Source organism: Desulfovibrio psychrotolerans (genome assembly GCF_013340305.1).
Lineage (GTDB): Bacteria > Desulfobacterota > Desulfovibrionia > Desulfovibrionales > Desulfovibrionaceae > Halodesulfovibrio > Halodesulfovibrio psychrotolerans.
Window position 1 is genome coordinate 547,480 of record NZ_BLVP01000008.1, and the last position, 15,661, is coordinate 563,140.

At 60.5% G+C, this 15,661-nt stretch carries 9 protein-coding genes; 6 read left to right on the top strand and 3 right to left on the bottom strand.

Annotation, left to right across the window (positions count from 1 at the left end; genetic code table 11):
- The first annotated feature begins 49 nt into the window (after positions 1–49).
- The 6 genes from hpsG to HUV26_RS10150 all read left to right on the top strand — a co-directional run bounded on the left by hpsG (position 50) and on the right by HUV26_RS10150 (position 8,894).
- A complete protein-coding gene (gene hpsG, locus HUV26_RS10125; RefSeq protein ID WP_174409974.1) occupies positions 50–2,545 on the top strand; it encodes a (2S)-3-sulfopropanediol dehydratase in 2,496 nt (831 codons plus the stop codon).
- 145 nt (positions 2,546–2,690) lie between these two features.
- The gene (gene hpsH, locus HUV26_RS10130) at positions 2,691–3,638 is read left to right on the top strand and encodes a (2S)-3-sulfopropanediol dehydratase activating enzyme (protein ID WP_174409975.1); all 948 of its coding nucleotides are present in this window, start codon (positions 2,691–2,693) and stop codon (positions 3,636–3,638) included.
- A 152-nt stretch (positions 3,639–3,790) separates the two neighbouring features.
- Positions 3,791–5,185 carry a sigma-54 interaction domain-containing protein gene (locus HUV26_RS10135; protein WP_174409976.1) on the top strand — a complete coding sequence of 465 codons (1,395 nt, stop codon included), beginning with the start codon at positions 3,791–3,793 and terminating at the stop codon, positions 5,183–5,185.
- A gap of 133 nt (positions 5,186–5,318) precedes the next feature.
- Positions 5,319–6,047 carry a sulfite exporter TauE/SafE family protein gene (locus tag HUV26_RS10140; RefSeq protein ID WP_174409977.1) on the top strand — a complete coding sequence of 243 codons (729 nt, stop codon included), beginning with the start codon at positions 5,319–5,321 and terminating at the stop codon, positions 6,045–6,047.
- A gap of 951 nt (positions 6,048–6,998) precedes the next feature.
- Positions 6,999–8,324: an SLBB domain-containing protein gene (locus tag HUV26_RS10145; protein ID WP_174409978.1), complete on the top strand. Its 1,326-nt coding sequence runs from the start codon at positions 6,999–7,001 to the stop codon at positions 8,322–8,324.
- A gap of 18 nt (positions 8,325–8,342) precedes the next feature.
- Positions 8,343–8,894, top strand: a complete 552-nt coding sequence (locus HUV26_RS10150; protein WP_174409979.1) for a BMC domain-containing protein — start codon at positions 8,343–8,345, stop codon at positions 8,892–8,894.
- 101 nt (positions 8,895–8,995) lie between these two features.
- Here HUV26_RS10150 and HUV26_RS10155 read toward each other — a convergent pair whose 3' ends face one another.
- The 3 genes from HUV26_RS10155 to lon all read right to left on the bottom strand — a co-directional run bounded on the left by HUV26_RS10155 (position 8,996) and on the right by lon (position 15,644).
- The gene (locus HUV26_RS10155; protein ID WP_174409980.1) at positions 8,996–11,701 is read right to left on the bottom strand and encodes a molybdopterin-dependent oxidoreductase; all 2,706 of its coding nucleotides are present in this window, start codon (positions 11,699–11,701) and stop codon (positions 8,996–8,998) included.
- Between the two features lie 110 nt (positions 11,702–11,811).
- Positions 11,812–12,666 (bottom strand): YitT family protein, encoded by an 855-nt coding sequence (locus tag HUV26_RS10160; RefSeq protein WP_174409981.1) that lies wholly within the window; start codon positions 12,664–12,666, stop codon positions 11,812–11,814.
- Positions 12,667–13,109: 443 nt separating this feature from the next.
- Positions 13,110–15,644 (bottom strand): endopeptidase La, encoded by a 2,535-nt coding sequence (gene lon, locus HUV26_RS10165; protein WP_243451346.1) that lies wholly within the window; start codon positions 15,642–15,644, stop codon positions 13,110–13,112.
- Between the last annotated feature and the right edge of the window lie 17 nt (positions 15,645–15,661).

Here is a 15,661-nt window from a genome sequence, read left to right on the forward strand (position 1 = left end):
GCGCAGAGTCCAAGCTTCGTAACACCAAAAATAGTCCAGGAGTATTCGCATGACAAGAATCACGTGTGCGTGCATGTCGCCGCAGGAACAGCGTCTGCATGATAAGATCGCGGGCAAGGAAGACAAATTCCGCAAGACGCACAGCCGCGTCTTTAAGCTGCTTGAGCGTTTTGACGGCCAGAAGCCGCGCATAGACATTGAACGCGCTCTGTATTTCACCCAGTCCATGAAGCAGACTGAGGGCCAGCCGCTGGTACTGCGCTGGGCCAAGGCGCTTAAGCACATTGCTGAAAACATGACCGTCTATGTGCAGGAAGACCAGCTGATTCTTGGCCGTGCAGGCTGCGACGGACGCTATGGTATTCTGTATCCCGAACTGGACGGCGACTTCCTTGACATTGCCGTGCGCGACCTGCCCACGCGCAAGCAGTCTCCCGCCACCATCACCCCCGAAGACGCCAAGATCGTCATCGAAGAAATCGCACCGTTCTGGAAAGGCAAGACCTACCACGAGGCGCTGAACGCCGCCCTGCCCCCGGAAGTGCACAAGCTCACCTACGATGATCCGCAGGGGCTGACCTCGCGTTTCATCGTCAACGAAACCTCTTCCTTCCGTTCATCCATCCAGTGGGTGCACGACTATGAAAAGATTCTCAAGCGCGGTTTCAACGGCATCCGTCAGGAGGCACTGGACAAGCTGGCAACGCTGGACCCGCTGAGCCCCGTGGACAGCTGCGAGAAGAAGCCCTTCCTCGAAGCCGTGGTCATTGTGTGCGAAGCCATTGTGCTGTGGGCCAAGCGTCACGCCGTGGTCGCCCGCGAAGCAGCCGCAAAGGAAGCCGATCCCGCGCGCAAGCAGGAGCTGCTGCTTATGGCAGACATGGCCGAGCATGTGCCCGGCAACCCCGCCCGCAACTTCTATGAAGCCGTGCAGAGCCAGTGGTTCACCCAGATGTTCTCGCGCATAGAGCAGAAGACCGGCACCACCATTTCCAACGGCCGCATGGACCAGTACTTCTATCCTTTCTACATCAAGGATATTGAAGCAGGCGTGCTGACCGAAGACAAGGCCATGGAACTGCTTGAGTGCATGTGGGTGGGCATGGCCGAATTCATCGACATGTACATCTCTCCCACCGGCGGCGCCTTCAACGAAGGGTACGCACACTGGGAAGCAGTGACCGTGGGCGGCCAGACTCCGGACGGACGCGACGCCACCAACGAACTGACTCACCTTATCCTCAAGTCCAAGCGCGAATTCCCGCTGCATTACCCGGACCTTGCGGCGCGTATCCATTCCCGTTCGCCGGAAGCCTACCTGTGGGACGTGGCGGAAACCATCAAGGACGGTTCCGGTTTCCCCAAGCTGATTAACGATGAAGAAATCGTGCCCCTCTACGTTTCCAAGGGCGCGACCTTTGAAGAGGCGCTGGACTACGCCGTTTCCGGCTGCACCGAAGCGCGTATGCCCAACCGCGATACCTACACCTCCGGCGGGGCCTACATCAACTTTGCCGCCGCTGTGGAAATGGTGCTGCGCAACGGCCGTATGAAGAAGTTCGGCGACGAGCAGCTGGGTATGGAAACCGGCGACCCCAGAAACTTTGCCACGTGGGATGAGTTCTGGAACGCCTATGTGCAGCAGCACCTGCTGTTCCTCAGAACCGCCTTTGTGCAGCAGTACCTCATCAACAACATCCGTGCCCGCCACTTTGCGCAGCCCATGGGTTCCGCCATGCACGACCTGTGCATGAAGCACTGCATGGACCTGCACCAGACTCATATTCCGGAAGGCATCAACCTCGGCTACTTCGAGTTCATGGGCCTGGGCACGGTGGTGGACTCCCTTTCGGCCATTAAGAAGCTTGTGTTTGAAGACAAGAAGCTGACCATGGACGAGATTCTCTCCGCCATCGACAACGACTTCGAAGGCTGCGAGGACGTGCATGCCATGCTGCGCTCCGCTCCCTGCTACGGCAACAACGACGAGTATGCAGACGCCATAGGCCGCGAGCTGGACCGCATTTCCGTGGAATACGGCGGCAAATACAGCAAGGAACTGGGCATTCACAACGACCTGCGTTACGTGCCCTTCACCTCGCATGTGCCCTTCGGCAAGGTGGTTTCCGCCACGCCCAACGGACGCAAGGGCTTTACCCCCCTGTCCGACGGCTCCTCCGCCTCTCATGGTGCAGACGTGAACGGCCCCACCGCCATTCTGCTCTCCAACTACAACACCAAGAACATGAGCAAGCGCGACCGCGCGGCACGCATGCTGAACATCAAGTTCACCCCCAAGAGCCTTGAGGGTGAGCAGGGAACGGAAAAGCTGGTGTCGTTCATCCGCACCTTCTGCGACCTGAAGCTGTGGCATGTGCAGTTCAACGTCATTAACCGCGACACGCTCATTGCTGCCAAGAAGGACCCGCAGAAGTACCGCAACCTCATCGTGCGTATTGCGGGCTACAGCGCCTACTTTGTGGACCTGTCGCCCGACTTGCAGAATGACCTTATCGCACGCACCGAGCATGAAGCGATAGCATAACCTCCTCCGCCATCCGGTAACTCCCGGCAACACACGGCAAGCGGGGCGGGCCGATAACGGCCCGTCCCGCGCTGCCTGATGGAGCAGGGGGTGCGCGTTGCCCCGCCCCGGAGTCCCAACCATTCTCAGCCAGCCAGAGGGAAGCATGAGCGTTCTTGAAGACAAGAAGAAACGAGGCATAGTATTCAATATTCAGAAATACTCGGTGCATGACGGGCCGGGCATACGCACCATCGTGTTCCTGAAGGGCTGCCCCCTTGCCTGCCGCTGGTGCAGCAACCCGGAATCGCAGCAGCGGGAGCCGGAACTGGCGTATCACACCGGGCGGTGCCTCACCTTTGCCAAGTGTACGCGCTGCCTGCAGGCCTGCCTGCGGGGTGCCATCATACGCGAACCGGACGATACCCTGCGCATAGACCGCGCGCTGTGCGAGGGCTGCCCCAAGCATTGTGCCGAAGCCTGCCCCGCGCAGGGCCTCATCGTCTACGGGCAGGAACGCACTGTGGATGATGTGCTCAAGGTGGTGGAGCAGGACGCGGCCTTTTATACCCGTTCCAGCGGCGGCCTTACCCTTTCCGGCGGCGAGCCGCTCATGCAGGCCGAATATGTGCTTGCCCTGCTGCGCGAGGCACGCAGGCGCAGAATAAAGACCGCCGTGGAAACCTGCGGCATGGTGCCGTGGAAGACCATGGAGGCCGCGGCTCCCTATCTGAATTACATCCTCTACGACATCAAGCATATGGACAGCGCCATGCATGAGGAGCATACCGGATGCCCCAACGCGCTGATTCTGGACAATTTCCGCAAGCTGATGGAACTGGTGCCCGATACCCCCGTGCTTGCCCGTACCCCCATCATTCCCGGTTTTAACGACACGGAAGAAGCAGTGGCAGCCATTGCGGAATTTCTGCGGCCGTACCCTGCGGTGCGGTATGAGATGCTGCCCTATCACCGGCTGGGAACGCAGAAGTATGTGTTCCTTGACCGTACGCCGCCCATGGCGGATGTGACGCTGGGCAAGGATGTCATGCCCAGGCTGGTTGCTGTTGCACGGGGCATTCTGGGCGACAGGGTCGAGGCAGCGCACGCCTAGTCTGCCGCAGCCGGAGACAGCACGGGCGGGCGAACGTGCCTGCGAGCCTGCCCGTGCTCCGGCAGCAGGGCATATGTGACGAAGGGAGAGGCGGCCCGCAAGGGTTGCCTTTTTCCAACACCCGTGACAAGGGAGCCTGACGAGGGAGCCCCATGGTACACCGTTCCGCGAACATTCTTGCCAAACATTTCGAGAGCATTCTCGATGCCCTGCCCGACGGGGTGTTTATCTCCGATGCCTCAGGCGTGGCGTTGCGGGTGAACCGCATGTATGAGCAGCTTACCGGGCTGAAGCAGGACTACGTGCAGGGCAAGCAGGTGCGCACGCTGGTGGAGGAGGGGGTTTTCGACCGGGTGCTCAATCCGGAGATCGTGCGAACGGGAAGGCCCGCCACCCATGTGCAGCAGTTGCAGGACGGTAAGCGGCTGGTGCTTTCCGGTTTTCCCGTGTTCAACGAGGCAGGGGACCTGCGGCTTGTGGTCACTTTTGTCCGCGACATTACCATGATTACGCGGATAAATGAGCAGATGGAGGAGCAGCGCCAGCTCATCGACCAGTTCCACAAGCAGATGGCCTATCTTGCCAACGAGCAGAACCGCGCCCTTGCTCCCGTGTTCGAAAGCCACGCCATGCGCGCGGTGGTGGACATGCTGGAGACCGTGGCACCCACGGATGCCTCCATTCTCATTCTGGGAGAAACAGGAGTGGGCAAGGACGTGTTTGCCCGTCTTACCCACGCCAAAAGCGCCCGCAAGGATAAGATTTTTCTTAAGGTGGACTGCGGCGGCATTTCGGAAACCCTTACGGAGTCGGAGATGTTCGGGTATATGCCCGGCGCGTTTACGGGGGCTTCCAGTAAGGGCAAGGCCGGGTTCTTTGAACTGGCGGAAGGCGGTACGGTCTTTCTGGATGAAATAGGCGAATTGCCCCTTTCCATGCAGACAAGGCTGCTGCGGGTGCTGCAGGACCGCGAGATCATGCGCGTGGGCGGAACCCGCCCCACCAAGGTGGATGTGCGCATTATCGCCGCCACCAACAAGAATCTGGCGGAATGCGTGGAGGCGGGCACCTTCCGGCGCGACCTCTACTATCGGCTGAACGTGGCGGAGGTGACCATTCCCGCCCTGCGGGACCGTGCGGAAGACATCCGCCCTCTGGTTGAGCATTTCCTGCGTCATTATTCCACCAAGTACCACAAGAGTCTGGCCATGATGGAGGTTGTGCACGGCATCCTTTCCGGGTACCAGTGGCCCGGCAACGTGCGCGAACTGCAGAACATGGTGCACGGTCTGGTCATCACCCACAAGGGGCCGCTCATCTCCCCCCGGGATCTGCCATCGCACATCGTGGAGGACAATGCGCGGGAACAGTCCTATGCCGACCTCATCCTCGGGGGCGGAAGACCGCTGAAAAGCATTGTTGCCGAAATGGAGCGCGATCTGCTGCGGCAGGCCATTGAGTTTCACGGCTCGGTGCAGAAGGTGGCGGAGGTGTTTCAGGTGGACCGCAGCACCATCTTCCGCAAAATTCAGAAAGCGGACTCATGAATTTGTGAGAACCCGCGAAGCATGAATGGTGGCGATTCCCGAATTTCCGGCAGGGCAGGCCGGCAGTCGGGAGCTGCTTCTGTTTTTTCCGTATATCCCCCCGGAACACATTACTCTGCAAACGGATACATGCATGTTTGAAACCGGACTTTCCCTTACCACCTATGCGCTTGCCTTCGGAACCGTTTTTCTGGGTGCCCTTGCACAGGGCGTGGCGGGATTCGGCCTTGCCCTTATCATCGGGCCGCTGCTGGTGCTGATAAGCCCTGTTTTCCTGCCCGGCCCGGTGGTTTTGCTTGTGGCCGTCATCACATCCGTAATGGCCATACGGGGACGCAGCAATATTGAGCCGCGCAACGTGCGCCGCACCATAGGCGGGTATCTTGCCGGTACTGTTGTTGCTGCCATGCTGCTGAGCAACCTGCCCCCGCGGGAGACAGGTCTGCTGCTCGGCGGGTTGATTCTTGCGGCTGTGGGCATGAGCGTTTCCGGCATTTCGCTGCCCGCCACGGGGCGGGTGCTGTTTTCCGCAGGGATATTCGGGGGCCTTATGGGCACTGTGAGCGGCGTGGGGTTGCCGCCCGTGGCCCTTGTGTTGCAGAACGAGCCGGGGCCGAGGCTGCGCGGCACCCTTGCCTGTGTGGGGTTTATCTCCATCCTCATGGCGGTGGTCGCCCTTTCGCTGGTGGGCCGTATAGGACAGACCGAACTGCTGCTTGCCGCCATGCTGACACCGGCGGTGCTGCTTGGCTATATGGCATCCATTCCCGTTGCCGCATACTGTGATGCGGGCTACACCCGTCCCGCCGTTTTTCTGCTCTCTGCCGTCAGCGCGGTTACGCTTATCGTGCGGAGCGTGTAGCTCCTGAATCCGCACTGTGCTCGGACATTCCGCAAGCTCCTTCCGGACCGCATGCCGGCACCACGGTACCCTCCCCATTCTTAGTGGCCTGAAAAGCAAAGGCTGTGCAGCCGTTCTGATTTTCCGGGCGGGAGAGATGCTCCCGGTCTTCATGTGGGGGCGCATCCCCTGTTGGCAAAACATTCCCCTAGGTGGAATGTTTTTGTTGTTTTGCAGGGGGCGACGGGAGTGTCGCTCTTTCGGCCCGCAGAAGCATCCCGTATGTGTCGCCATGGAAGGGCGTTTCGCTAAGAGCGCGGTGATTCCCTCTGCACTGTGCTGATACCATTCATTTTTCTTTGGACAGCTTCCGGTTTTTCAGGGCGCGCAGGTCATCGGGTGGGGATGCCTGTATTTGATAATGCGACAGGTGTGACCTGTTGGCGCATGTCCATGGCAGGAGGCGGCCAACCGGGGTGTATGGGGCAGCTGAATAATTTATCTGACGAAGTATGAAAAATTACATGGTGTTATGATTTAGATTCCCCTTATGGGGAAAGTGGAAAAAGGTGTTGACTTTTCCCTGCGGGGAAGGGGGTATTTTCATAAAACGCAGGCCGGATGCCGCATGTTTCTGCCCTGCGGGGCAGGGAGCGGCCAAAGGTTTGCCACCCGTCTGCCAAGGCACTATGCAGAGATGCCGCCGGGTGCGCCTGTGCCGGGGCGTGTCTTCTGCCGCACGGGCAATGGCACAATGTTGTGCTTTGTGCGGCATGAATGTGGGCGGCCCTGATGTGGACGGAAGGGGACGGAAAGGATTTTTCAACAGTCAGGTGGGGCTGCTGCCGGAGCAGGCCTGATGGCCTGATGGCATGTGGTTTTGGTTTCTTCCGCCATGCCTGTTGCCGGAGTAATCCGGGCAGCGGGGGCGGTGGTGAAGCGGCCCGGTGACATACCGGAAAGGGCAGAACCATGCGAGAGCATATAGTTGATACGATACGAAGCGCAGGGGTAGTGGGAGCTGGCGGAGCCGGTCTGCCTACCCATGTGAAGGCCGCTGCAACGGTGGATACCGTTCTGGTAAACGGGGCTTCCTGTGAGCCGTTGCTGGCGAGTGACCCGTATCTTCTTGAGTCGGAAGTGGAAACCGTGGTGCGCGGGCTGGAAGCCGTGATGGAATGCACCGGCGCGAGTCGCGGTGTCATCTGCCTGAAGGCGAAGCACGGCAAGGCGATGGAAGCGGTAAAGGCCGCCGTTGCGAAAGCGGCAGGCGGCAGGCTGGACGTTTTTGCGCTGAAGGATTTCTATCCGGCCGGTGATGAGCATGTGCTGGTGCATGAGGTGCTGGGACGTACTGTGCCGGAACGCGGCATTCCCCTGCAGGTGGGGGCCGTGGTGAGCAACGTGGAGACCCTGTTTAATGTTGCCCGGGCCATGCAGGGTGCGCCTGTTACCCATCGGTATCTCACGGTGACGGGAGCGGTGCGTAATCCCATGGTGGTGAAGGTGCCCGTGGGCACGCCCGTGGCCGATGTCATTGCCTTTGCCGGCGGGGCCGCCATTTCCGAGTACCGCATTGTGGACGGTGGCCCCATGATGGGCCGCGTGCTGCCGGAGGGTAACCCGTCCGTGACCAAGACCACCAGCGGGCTGCTTCTGCTGCCGTCGGACCATACCGTGGTGGCGGGCAAGAGCATGGACCCGGTCCGGCTGCGCCGCATAACCAATACCGTGTGCTGCCAGTGTACCCGCTGTACCGATCTGTGTCCCAGAAACCTGCTGGGGCACACCCTGCACCCGCACCGGCTTATGCGCATCCCGGATACGCTGGTGGCTAGCAGTCCGGTTGCCAGAGAGGCGTTGCTTTGTTCCGAATGCGGGCTGTGCGAGAAGTTTGCCTGCCCCATGCAGGTATCTCCCAGAGAGGTCAACGCCCAGATCAAGAAGGTGCTCATGGCGGCCGGTGTGAAATGGGAATCCGCCGGGGAGGAATTGCGGGGGAATGCCTTCCGCGTTGTCCGGCAGGTGCCCACCTCGCGGTTGCTGCAGAGGCTTGATCTTGAGCGGTATGACGCGCATCCGGCCTATGCCGGGGAATTTACACCCTCTGTTGTGCGCATTCGTCTGGGGCAGCATATCGGCGCACCCGCGCAATGCGTGGTGGCAACGGGCGACCGCGTACGCTGCGGGGACCTGATAGGCGAGATTCCGGAAAAGGCCATGGGAGCCCGGGTTCACGCCAGCATGGACGGCGTGGTGGAAGCCATCTGCGATGGCGTGGTAACAATCAGGGCTTGATAGGAGCAGGTGAAGGATATGAATCTTCGCACCATCGGTTGTGTGGAACTGAACAGCGTGGCTTTGGGCATGCTGGCGGCGGATGCCATGGTAAAGGCGGCTGCCGTGGAAATAGTGATTGCCCGTCCTACCTGTCCCGGGCGGTATCTTGTGATTGTGACCGGCGATACGGGAGCGGTGGAGAGTTCCGTGAAGGCGGGGCGTGCTGCGGGGGGCGACCTGATGGTGGACTGGTTCACCATTCCCAGCGTGCATCCTGACGTTATTCCGGCTCTCAGCGGCACAACGCAGACCGGCCCCATAGGCGCGCTGGGCATTATCGAAACCTGTACCGCCGCCTCCTGCATTCTTGCGGCCGATGCCGCAGCCAAGTCTGCGCTGGTGTCGCTGATTGAAATTCGCATTGCCGCAGGGCTGGCAGGCAAGGCCTTTGTGGTGATGACGGGCGATGTGGCCTCTGTGGAATCTGCCGTGCAGTCCGGTGTGGCTGGCGTGGGTGATGCCGGTCCGGTACTGAGCCATGTGGTTATTCCGTCTCCCAGTCCGGGACTGAAGGCCCAGTTGCTGTAATACGGGACAGGGTATCATGACGTAATCGGCGGGGAGGAGGAGCACATTGCTCCCTCTCCCCGCCGTTTTCTGTCTGCACGCTAACGTCCGGCCGCAGGCATCTATTCCCGCAGAGCAAGGCGCAGCCAGTTTTCCGCTATGGTGCGGCAGAAACGCTCAGACTGCTCCGCAAGGACGGGGAGGTCCGCACGCAGGTTGCGGAAGAAGGCTTCATCGTACTGTGCGGTTTTGGCGTTCGCGGGGCGGTGGCGGAACAGCCGTATCCAGTTGTCGGCTATGGCGGCGTCTGCCTCCAGATGGAACTGGAATCCGTAGGAGGCGTTGCCCACGCGGAAGCACTGGTTGGGGCATTGGTCCCCGCGGACAAGCAGGGTGGCGGTCTGCGGCAGGCCGAAGGCATCCTCATGGTAGGACATGAGGGGAGGGATGGCATCCACGCCGTGGAAGACGGAATCAAGCCGTGCCGCGTCAGTGGGGGTAAAGCGGATGAAGCCGAACTCGGGCGCGTCCATGGTCCGCAGGGTGCCGCCCCACGCCCGCGCAAGCAACTGGCTGCCGAGGCATATGCCTGCCACAGGTTTGCGGGCAGCATCGAAGGCACGCATAAGGTGCAGAAGCGCGGGGAAATGCGGCGAGCCCGCATCATCACCGGCATGCTGCGCACCGCCCAGCACCACCAGCCCGTCCCATTCTTCCGGTGTTTGCGGGAGCCCGTGCGCCTCTGCTGCTCCTTTGGTTTTGCCGGGCATGACGGTGGCAAGCCGTGCTCCCGCCCGTTCCAGAGATTTGCAGAAATTGCCGCCGGGGGCGTCTTCATCGTGCTGCACGACGAGGATGCGCGGTGCAGGCGGGCCTGAAGAAGGCTCTACCGCCACGCAGGTTTCGTAATAGGGCGTGCCCAGCCCCACCAAACTGGCAAGGTCTCGGGTGAGCCGGTTCAGGCCGTGCCCCGCCTTCATCCAGCCGCCGCGTTCCGCCACCAGCACATCGGGGCGCTGCCCTTGCTGCGTGCGCAGGGTGGCGCGTATGGCTCCCACCGCACTGCGCACGGTGACGGTATCCCCTTGCGCAAGGCCCTGCCGGGCAGCTTCCGCCGGAGCGAGAATGACCACCGGCAGAGGGGTGTGTTCCGTCATGGTGCGTTCCGAACAGATGGCACCGTGCGGCGCGATGGTGAGCAGGCGGAAGGGATAGGCCGGGTCGGTCTTTTCCAGCAACTCCGGGGAAAATTCCGTCATGAACTGATAGTTGCCGGAAGGGGTGGCAAAGGTTTTATCCGCATAGGGGACCATGGGCGCGGGATAGCGGAAGGCGGCGTTGGCAAGGGCATCCAGATCGCAGCCGTGCGCCCGGAGCGGTGCGCAGAGGTCGTGCAGCCAGTCCCTGACCGGGCGGCGGAACCGTTCTGCAAAGGGAAAGCGGACGGCCAGATCGTGGAACATGTGAAATTCTGACCGGCACAGGCCCACGGGGGCTATGGCCTGATTTACTGCCCCCACGTAGTTGTGGCCGTAGCTGGCCATGACATCCTGTTCTTCCAGAAAGGTGGTGGCGGGCAGGAACACATGGGCATGGTCGGCCGTATCGTCCATGAAATGACCTGAATAGACGACAAATTCCGCCTGCGAGAAGGCCTGCGCCACCTTGCCGGAGTTGGGCGCCATGCACACGGGGTTGGATGCCGTGACGTAAATCATGCGGATGGGCGGCTCGTGGGCGTTCAGGATATCTTCGCCGATGGTGGGCATGCGCAGGGACCGGCGGGGCGGATTGAGGCTGTCTCCCCAATAGTGCTGGTCGTAGGGCCCGTATTCCTCAAACCCCTGGCTCACGCCGCCCCCGGCAATGCCTATGTTGCCGGAAATGGCTCCCAGCGCGTCTATGGCGCGCAGCGAATAGTGGGCGTGTTCATGGCGGTGCAGGCCCCAGCCCAGAAGTATGGAGGTGGGCTTCTGCCGCATGAGGGTTTCTGCCAGAAGTTGCGCGTCTGCAACCGGAACGCCGCTGCGCTGGCACAGGTCTTCCACGCTGAACTGGGCAAGGATACCCAGATATTCCGGTGCGCCCGCACTGTGCTGCGCAAGGAAGGTGCGGTCTTCCGCCCCGGCGGCAAGGATGAGCTTGGCGGCGGCCATGGCAAGAAAGGCGTCTGTGCCTGCCTTGGGGCGGATGTGGCGGGTGGCCAGCGGCACGGTTTTGCTGTGTGCCGGATCCACCACAATGACGCTGCCGCCGCGTTTGCGGATGTCGTGGATGACGGGCACAAGGCTGATGTTGGTGGAGACGGGATTGCGCGCCCACAGAATCATGGAGGCGCTGTTGTAGTGGTCCAGCGGGTCGTGGGAGACGCGTTCGCCGAAGTCCAGATTTTGCGAGGCCTGCCCCGTGCCGCCGCACAGGGAGCCGCGCGTGGTGGTAACGCCGCCGAAGAGGTTGAAGAAGTATCTGTTCAGCAGTTTAAGGGCCGTGCGTTCGCCGTAGCCCTGATAATACAGGATGGCTTCCGGGCCGGAGGCATCGCGTATGGCGGTCATGCGCAGGGCGATAAGGTCAAGGACCTCGTCCCATGTGGCGCGTCGCCACGGGGCCTTTGTGCTGGGCCTGACCATGGGGTGGGTTACGCGCTCCGGGCTGTAGACCCGGTGGACATAGCGGGCGCATTTCACGCAGGCGGCCCCGCGCGTGAGGGGGTGGCCGGGGTCGCCGGAAAGCCGTATGAGGCGGCCGTCTTCTACCGTGGCGGTAAGCCCGCATGTGTTGGGACAGTCTCTGGTGCAGGTGGTGATGATATGCCTGCGTTCACCCATGGTGCTGCCTCCTGCGTGTACGGAAGGGCTGTGTTCGGCACGCTTTTTCAGCCGGTGCGGGGGCGCTGTGTGCCTGTTGCTGAGCGGGCAGCCGCTGTGCCGGGAATGGGCTAATAGACCTTGCGGCGCGAGAATCCCTGCCCCAGCACAGAGAACGTGTTTTCCACGATGAAAAAGGCGTTGGGGTCGCGCGTGAAGGTGATCTCTTCCAGTTTTTTGAGCTGGATGTTGTTTATCACGGTCATGAGCACATCGCGGTTTTGCCCTGTATAGGCTCCTTTGCCTTCAAGGAAGGTGCCGGACCGGTTCAGTTGGTCGCGTATGTCGTCGTAGATGGCCTTGGCGTGGTCAGAGATGATGAAGACCACCTTGCGCTGGTTGAACAGGGATATCACCGAGTCTATGGTGGTGGAGGCGATGAACACGTTGATGATGGACGCCACCACAAGGTCCGGCTTGAGCACCGAAAGCGAGAGCGAGAACAGCAGCAGGTTGAAGGCGAAAAAGGTTTTGCCCACACCGATGTTATATTTCTGGTTCAGCATAACGGCAACTATGTCCATGCCGCCGCCTGAACCAAGAGAACGCAGGATGAGCCCGCTGCCAAGACCGCCCATAACGCCCGCGGCAACAGTGGCGTAAAATTCGTTTTCAATATTGATGGGTATGTTCAGCACCTGATACGCCACTGTGGAAAAGCACATGGCGTACAGGCTGTACAGACAGAACCGTTTGCTTATTTTGAACCAGCCGAGGGCGAAGAGCGGCAGGTTAAGCAGAAAGAACCATAGGGAGGGGTCAAGCAGTTCCGTAAAGTAGTAGACAATGGAACCAAGCCCGAAAATCCCGCCGGGAATAAACCCATGCACGTAGGCAATGGATTTGATGCTTACTGCATAGATGCAGGAGCCCAGAGTGATAATGAAAATGTTCCACGGAATGGAATAGGTGAAGTCACGGTTCATTGTTCTGCTTTGGTTTGCCTAGCTTACAGGGTTTGCACGGTAAGCACAGTGTGTACGGTTCGTGCGGATTGAAGTGGAGGCACACCCCGGTGCGTGGCACAGATGCGTCATTTACGCCGGATAGTCAACTGGTGAACGCAGGGTACTCAATTTGGTGCCGACAAGGCTCCGTACAGTTCTTCAGGACAGCCCGCTGAAAAGCGTTTGGGATGATCATCCGGGACCATCTGCCATGCGCATTATTCCGGTACATGGGGGTGCTGCATGGCACAATACCATCATTTACCGAATAATGCCAACCGCAGGCAGGCACAGGCCCCGCCCGCCCGCCCCCGGTAGCGCATTCTCCCGCCTGTAACGGAAAAACGGCAGGCGCCGCATGGCCGCCTGCCGTGATATGTTGTCCGGCTGTTAAAAAGCGATGGTTCCTGAACGGCGGAACGTTATTTGGAGAAAGCCAGCGGGAGCAGGTCTTCTATTCTTTCTGCCGTGTGCACGGTTATCTTCCGCAGCAGTTCCGCCGGAACGTCTTCCAGATCCTTCACGTTCTGGCGGGGAATGATCACGTGCCCCAGCCCGCGCGCTACGCCGGCGAGAATCTTCTCCTTTATGCCACCCACGGGCAGCACCCTGCCGCGCAGTGTGATTTCGCCTGTCATGCACAGATCGCTGTTCACCGACTTGCCGGTAAGGGCGGATATGAGTGCGATCATCAGCGTTACGCCTGCCGAAGGGCCGTCCTTGGGAGTGGCTCCGGCGGGAACATGGATGTGGATATCCAGCTTTTCCAGAAAATCCGGGTCCACGCCGAGTTCGCCCGCGTGGGCGCGCGCGTAGCTGAGCGCCGCCTGTGCGGATTCCTTCATAACCTCGCCGAGCTGCCCGGTGAGGGTAAGCTTGCCCTTTCCGGTCATGGTGGTCACTTCTATGTGCAGAATCTCACCGCCGAAGGGGGTCCATGCAAGGCCCATGGCCACGCCGGGCATGAGTTCCTTGTCGCCTTCCTCTTCCAGATAGCGGGGCACGCCGAGCAGGCCCTGCAGGTTTTTGACCGAGACCTTGAAGGGGCCCTTGGCGCCCTCTGCCTTTTTGCGTGCAAGCTTGCGGCAGATGGTGCCGATTTCCCGTTCCAGATTTCTCAGGCCCGCCTCGCGGGTGTATTCCTGAATGACCTTGGTGATGACCGAATCCGGGATGACGGTTTCTTCCACGGTAAGGCCGTTCTCTTCTGTCTGGCGGGGAATAAGGTACTTCCGCGCTATGCTGGCCTTTTCCTGCATGGTGTAGCCGGGAATCTGGATGATCTCCATGCGGTCGCGCAGGGGCGCGGGAATGGTGTCCAGCTGGTTGGCCGTGCAGATGAACATGACCTTGGAAAGATCAAAGGGCACGTTCAGGTAATGGTCCGAGAAGGAGAAGTTCTGTTCAGGGTCCAGCACCTCCAGCAGGGCGGAGGACGGATCGCCCCGGAAATCCGAACCCAGCTTGTCTATCTCGTCCAGCATGATGACCGGGTTGCGTGTGCCCAGTTGCTTAATAATCTGGATGATGCGGCCCGGCATGGCGCCTATGTAGGTGCGCCTGTGGCCGCGGATTTCTGCCTCGTCGCGCATGCCGCCCAGAGAAACACGGCTGAACTTGCGGCCCAGCGCACGGGCTATGGAGCGGCCCAGCGAGGTTTTGCCCACACCGGGAGGGCCCGCGAAGCACAGGATAGGCCCCTTGGACTTGGGGTTGAGCTTGCGCACGGAAAGATATTCCAGAATGCGGTCCTTCACCTTGGCAAGCCCGTAGTGGTCTTCATTGAGGATGGCTTCTGCCACGGGAATATCCAGTCTGTCGCGGGACATCTTCTTCCACGGCAATTCGCCGAACCATTCCAGATAGGTGCGCACAACCGAGGCTTCAGACGCATCGGGGTGCATGGAGGCAAGCCGCCGCAACTGTTTGTCCGCCTCTTTGCGTACGTCCTTGGGCAGGCCCGCCTTGTCCAGCATGCGGGCAAGGTCTTCAAGGTCGTCGTCGCCGGAGTCGCCCTCACCCAGTTCACGCCGTATGGCCTTGAGCTGTTCGCGCAGGTAATAGTCTTTCTGCGCTTTGTCCATGCCCTCGCGGGCCATGGTCTGAATCTTGGCCTGCATGGCGGCCACTTCGGTTTCCTTGACCAGCTGCGTGTTCACAAGGTGCAGGCGTTCCAGCGGGTCGGTGCATTCCAGAATCTTCTGGGCCTCCTGCACCTTCATGCGCAGGTTTGCGGCGATAAGGTCGGCCAGCCTGCCGGGATCGTTCACGCTGTTCAGCACCGCCATGATGTCGGACGTGGCCACGCCGCGCAGGGAGAGAATGCGCTCGCTCTGTTCGCGGGCGGCGCGCATCATGGCTTCCTGCTCCACGTTCAGCATCTCCACTTCCGGCTCGTGAACAGCCTCCACCTCTGCCATCAGGAAAGGCGTTTCGGATACAAAACGGCGTACCACGGCACGGCTTATGCCCTGTACAAGCACCTTGAGCCTGCCGTCGGGCATTTTGAGCATGCGCATGATCATGACCACGGTGCCTGTGGTGTGCAGGTCATCCGGCCCAGGATCTTCCGTGGATTCTTCCTTCTGGGTGGTGATCATCAGGTAGCGGCTGCCGTTCAGCGCGGCGTCCACGGCCTGTACGGATTTTTCTCTGCCCACGAACAGGGGGAGAATCATGTAATTGAAGACCACAATGTCGCGCACCGGCAGCACCGGCAGTTCGGAAGGAAACTCCGGCAGCGCGCCTTCCATGTCGTCCTGCAGGGCCTGGGGCACCTCGTCTTCCAGTTCATGCTCCGTTGCGCTGTCTGCGCGCTGAATGGGGCTGTCTGCGTTCTGCGCTTTTTGCACTGGCGCGCTGTCTGCGCTCTGTGCTGAGGTATCGTCGGATTCGTTGTCCGATCCGGAGGAGAGAGGGGAAAGCGGGGAATGTGGGGAGAGTGTATCATCGCTCATATGTGGTGCTCCGTTGG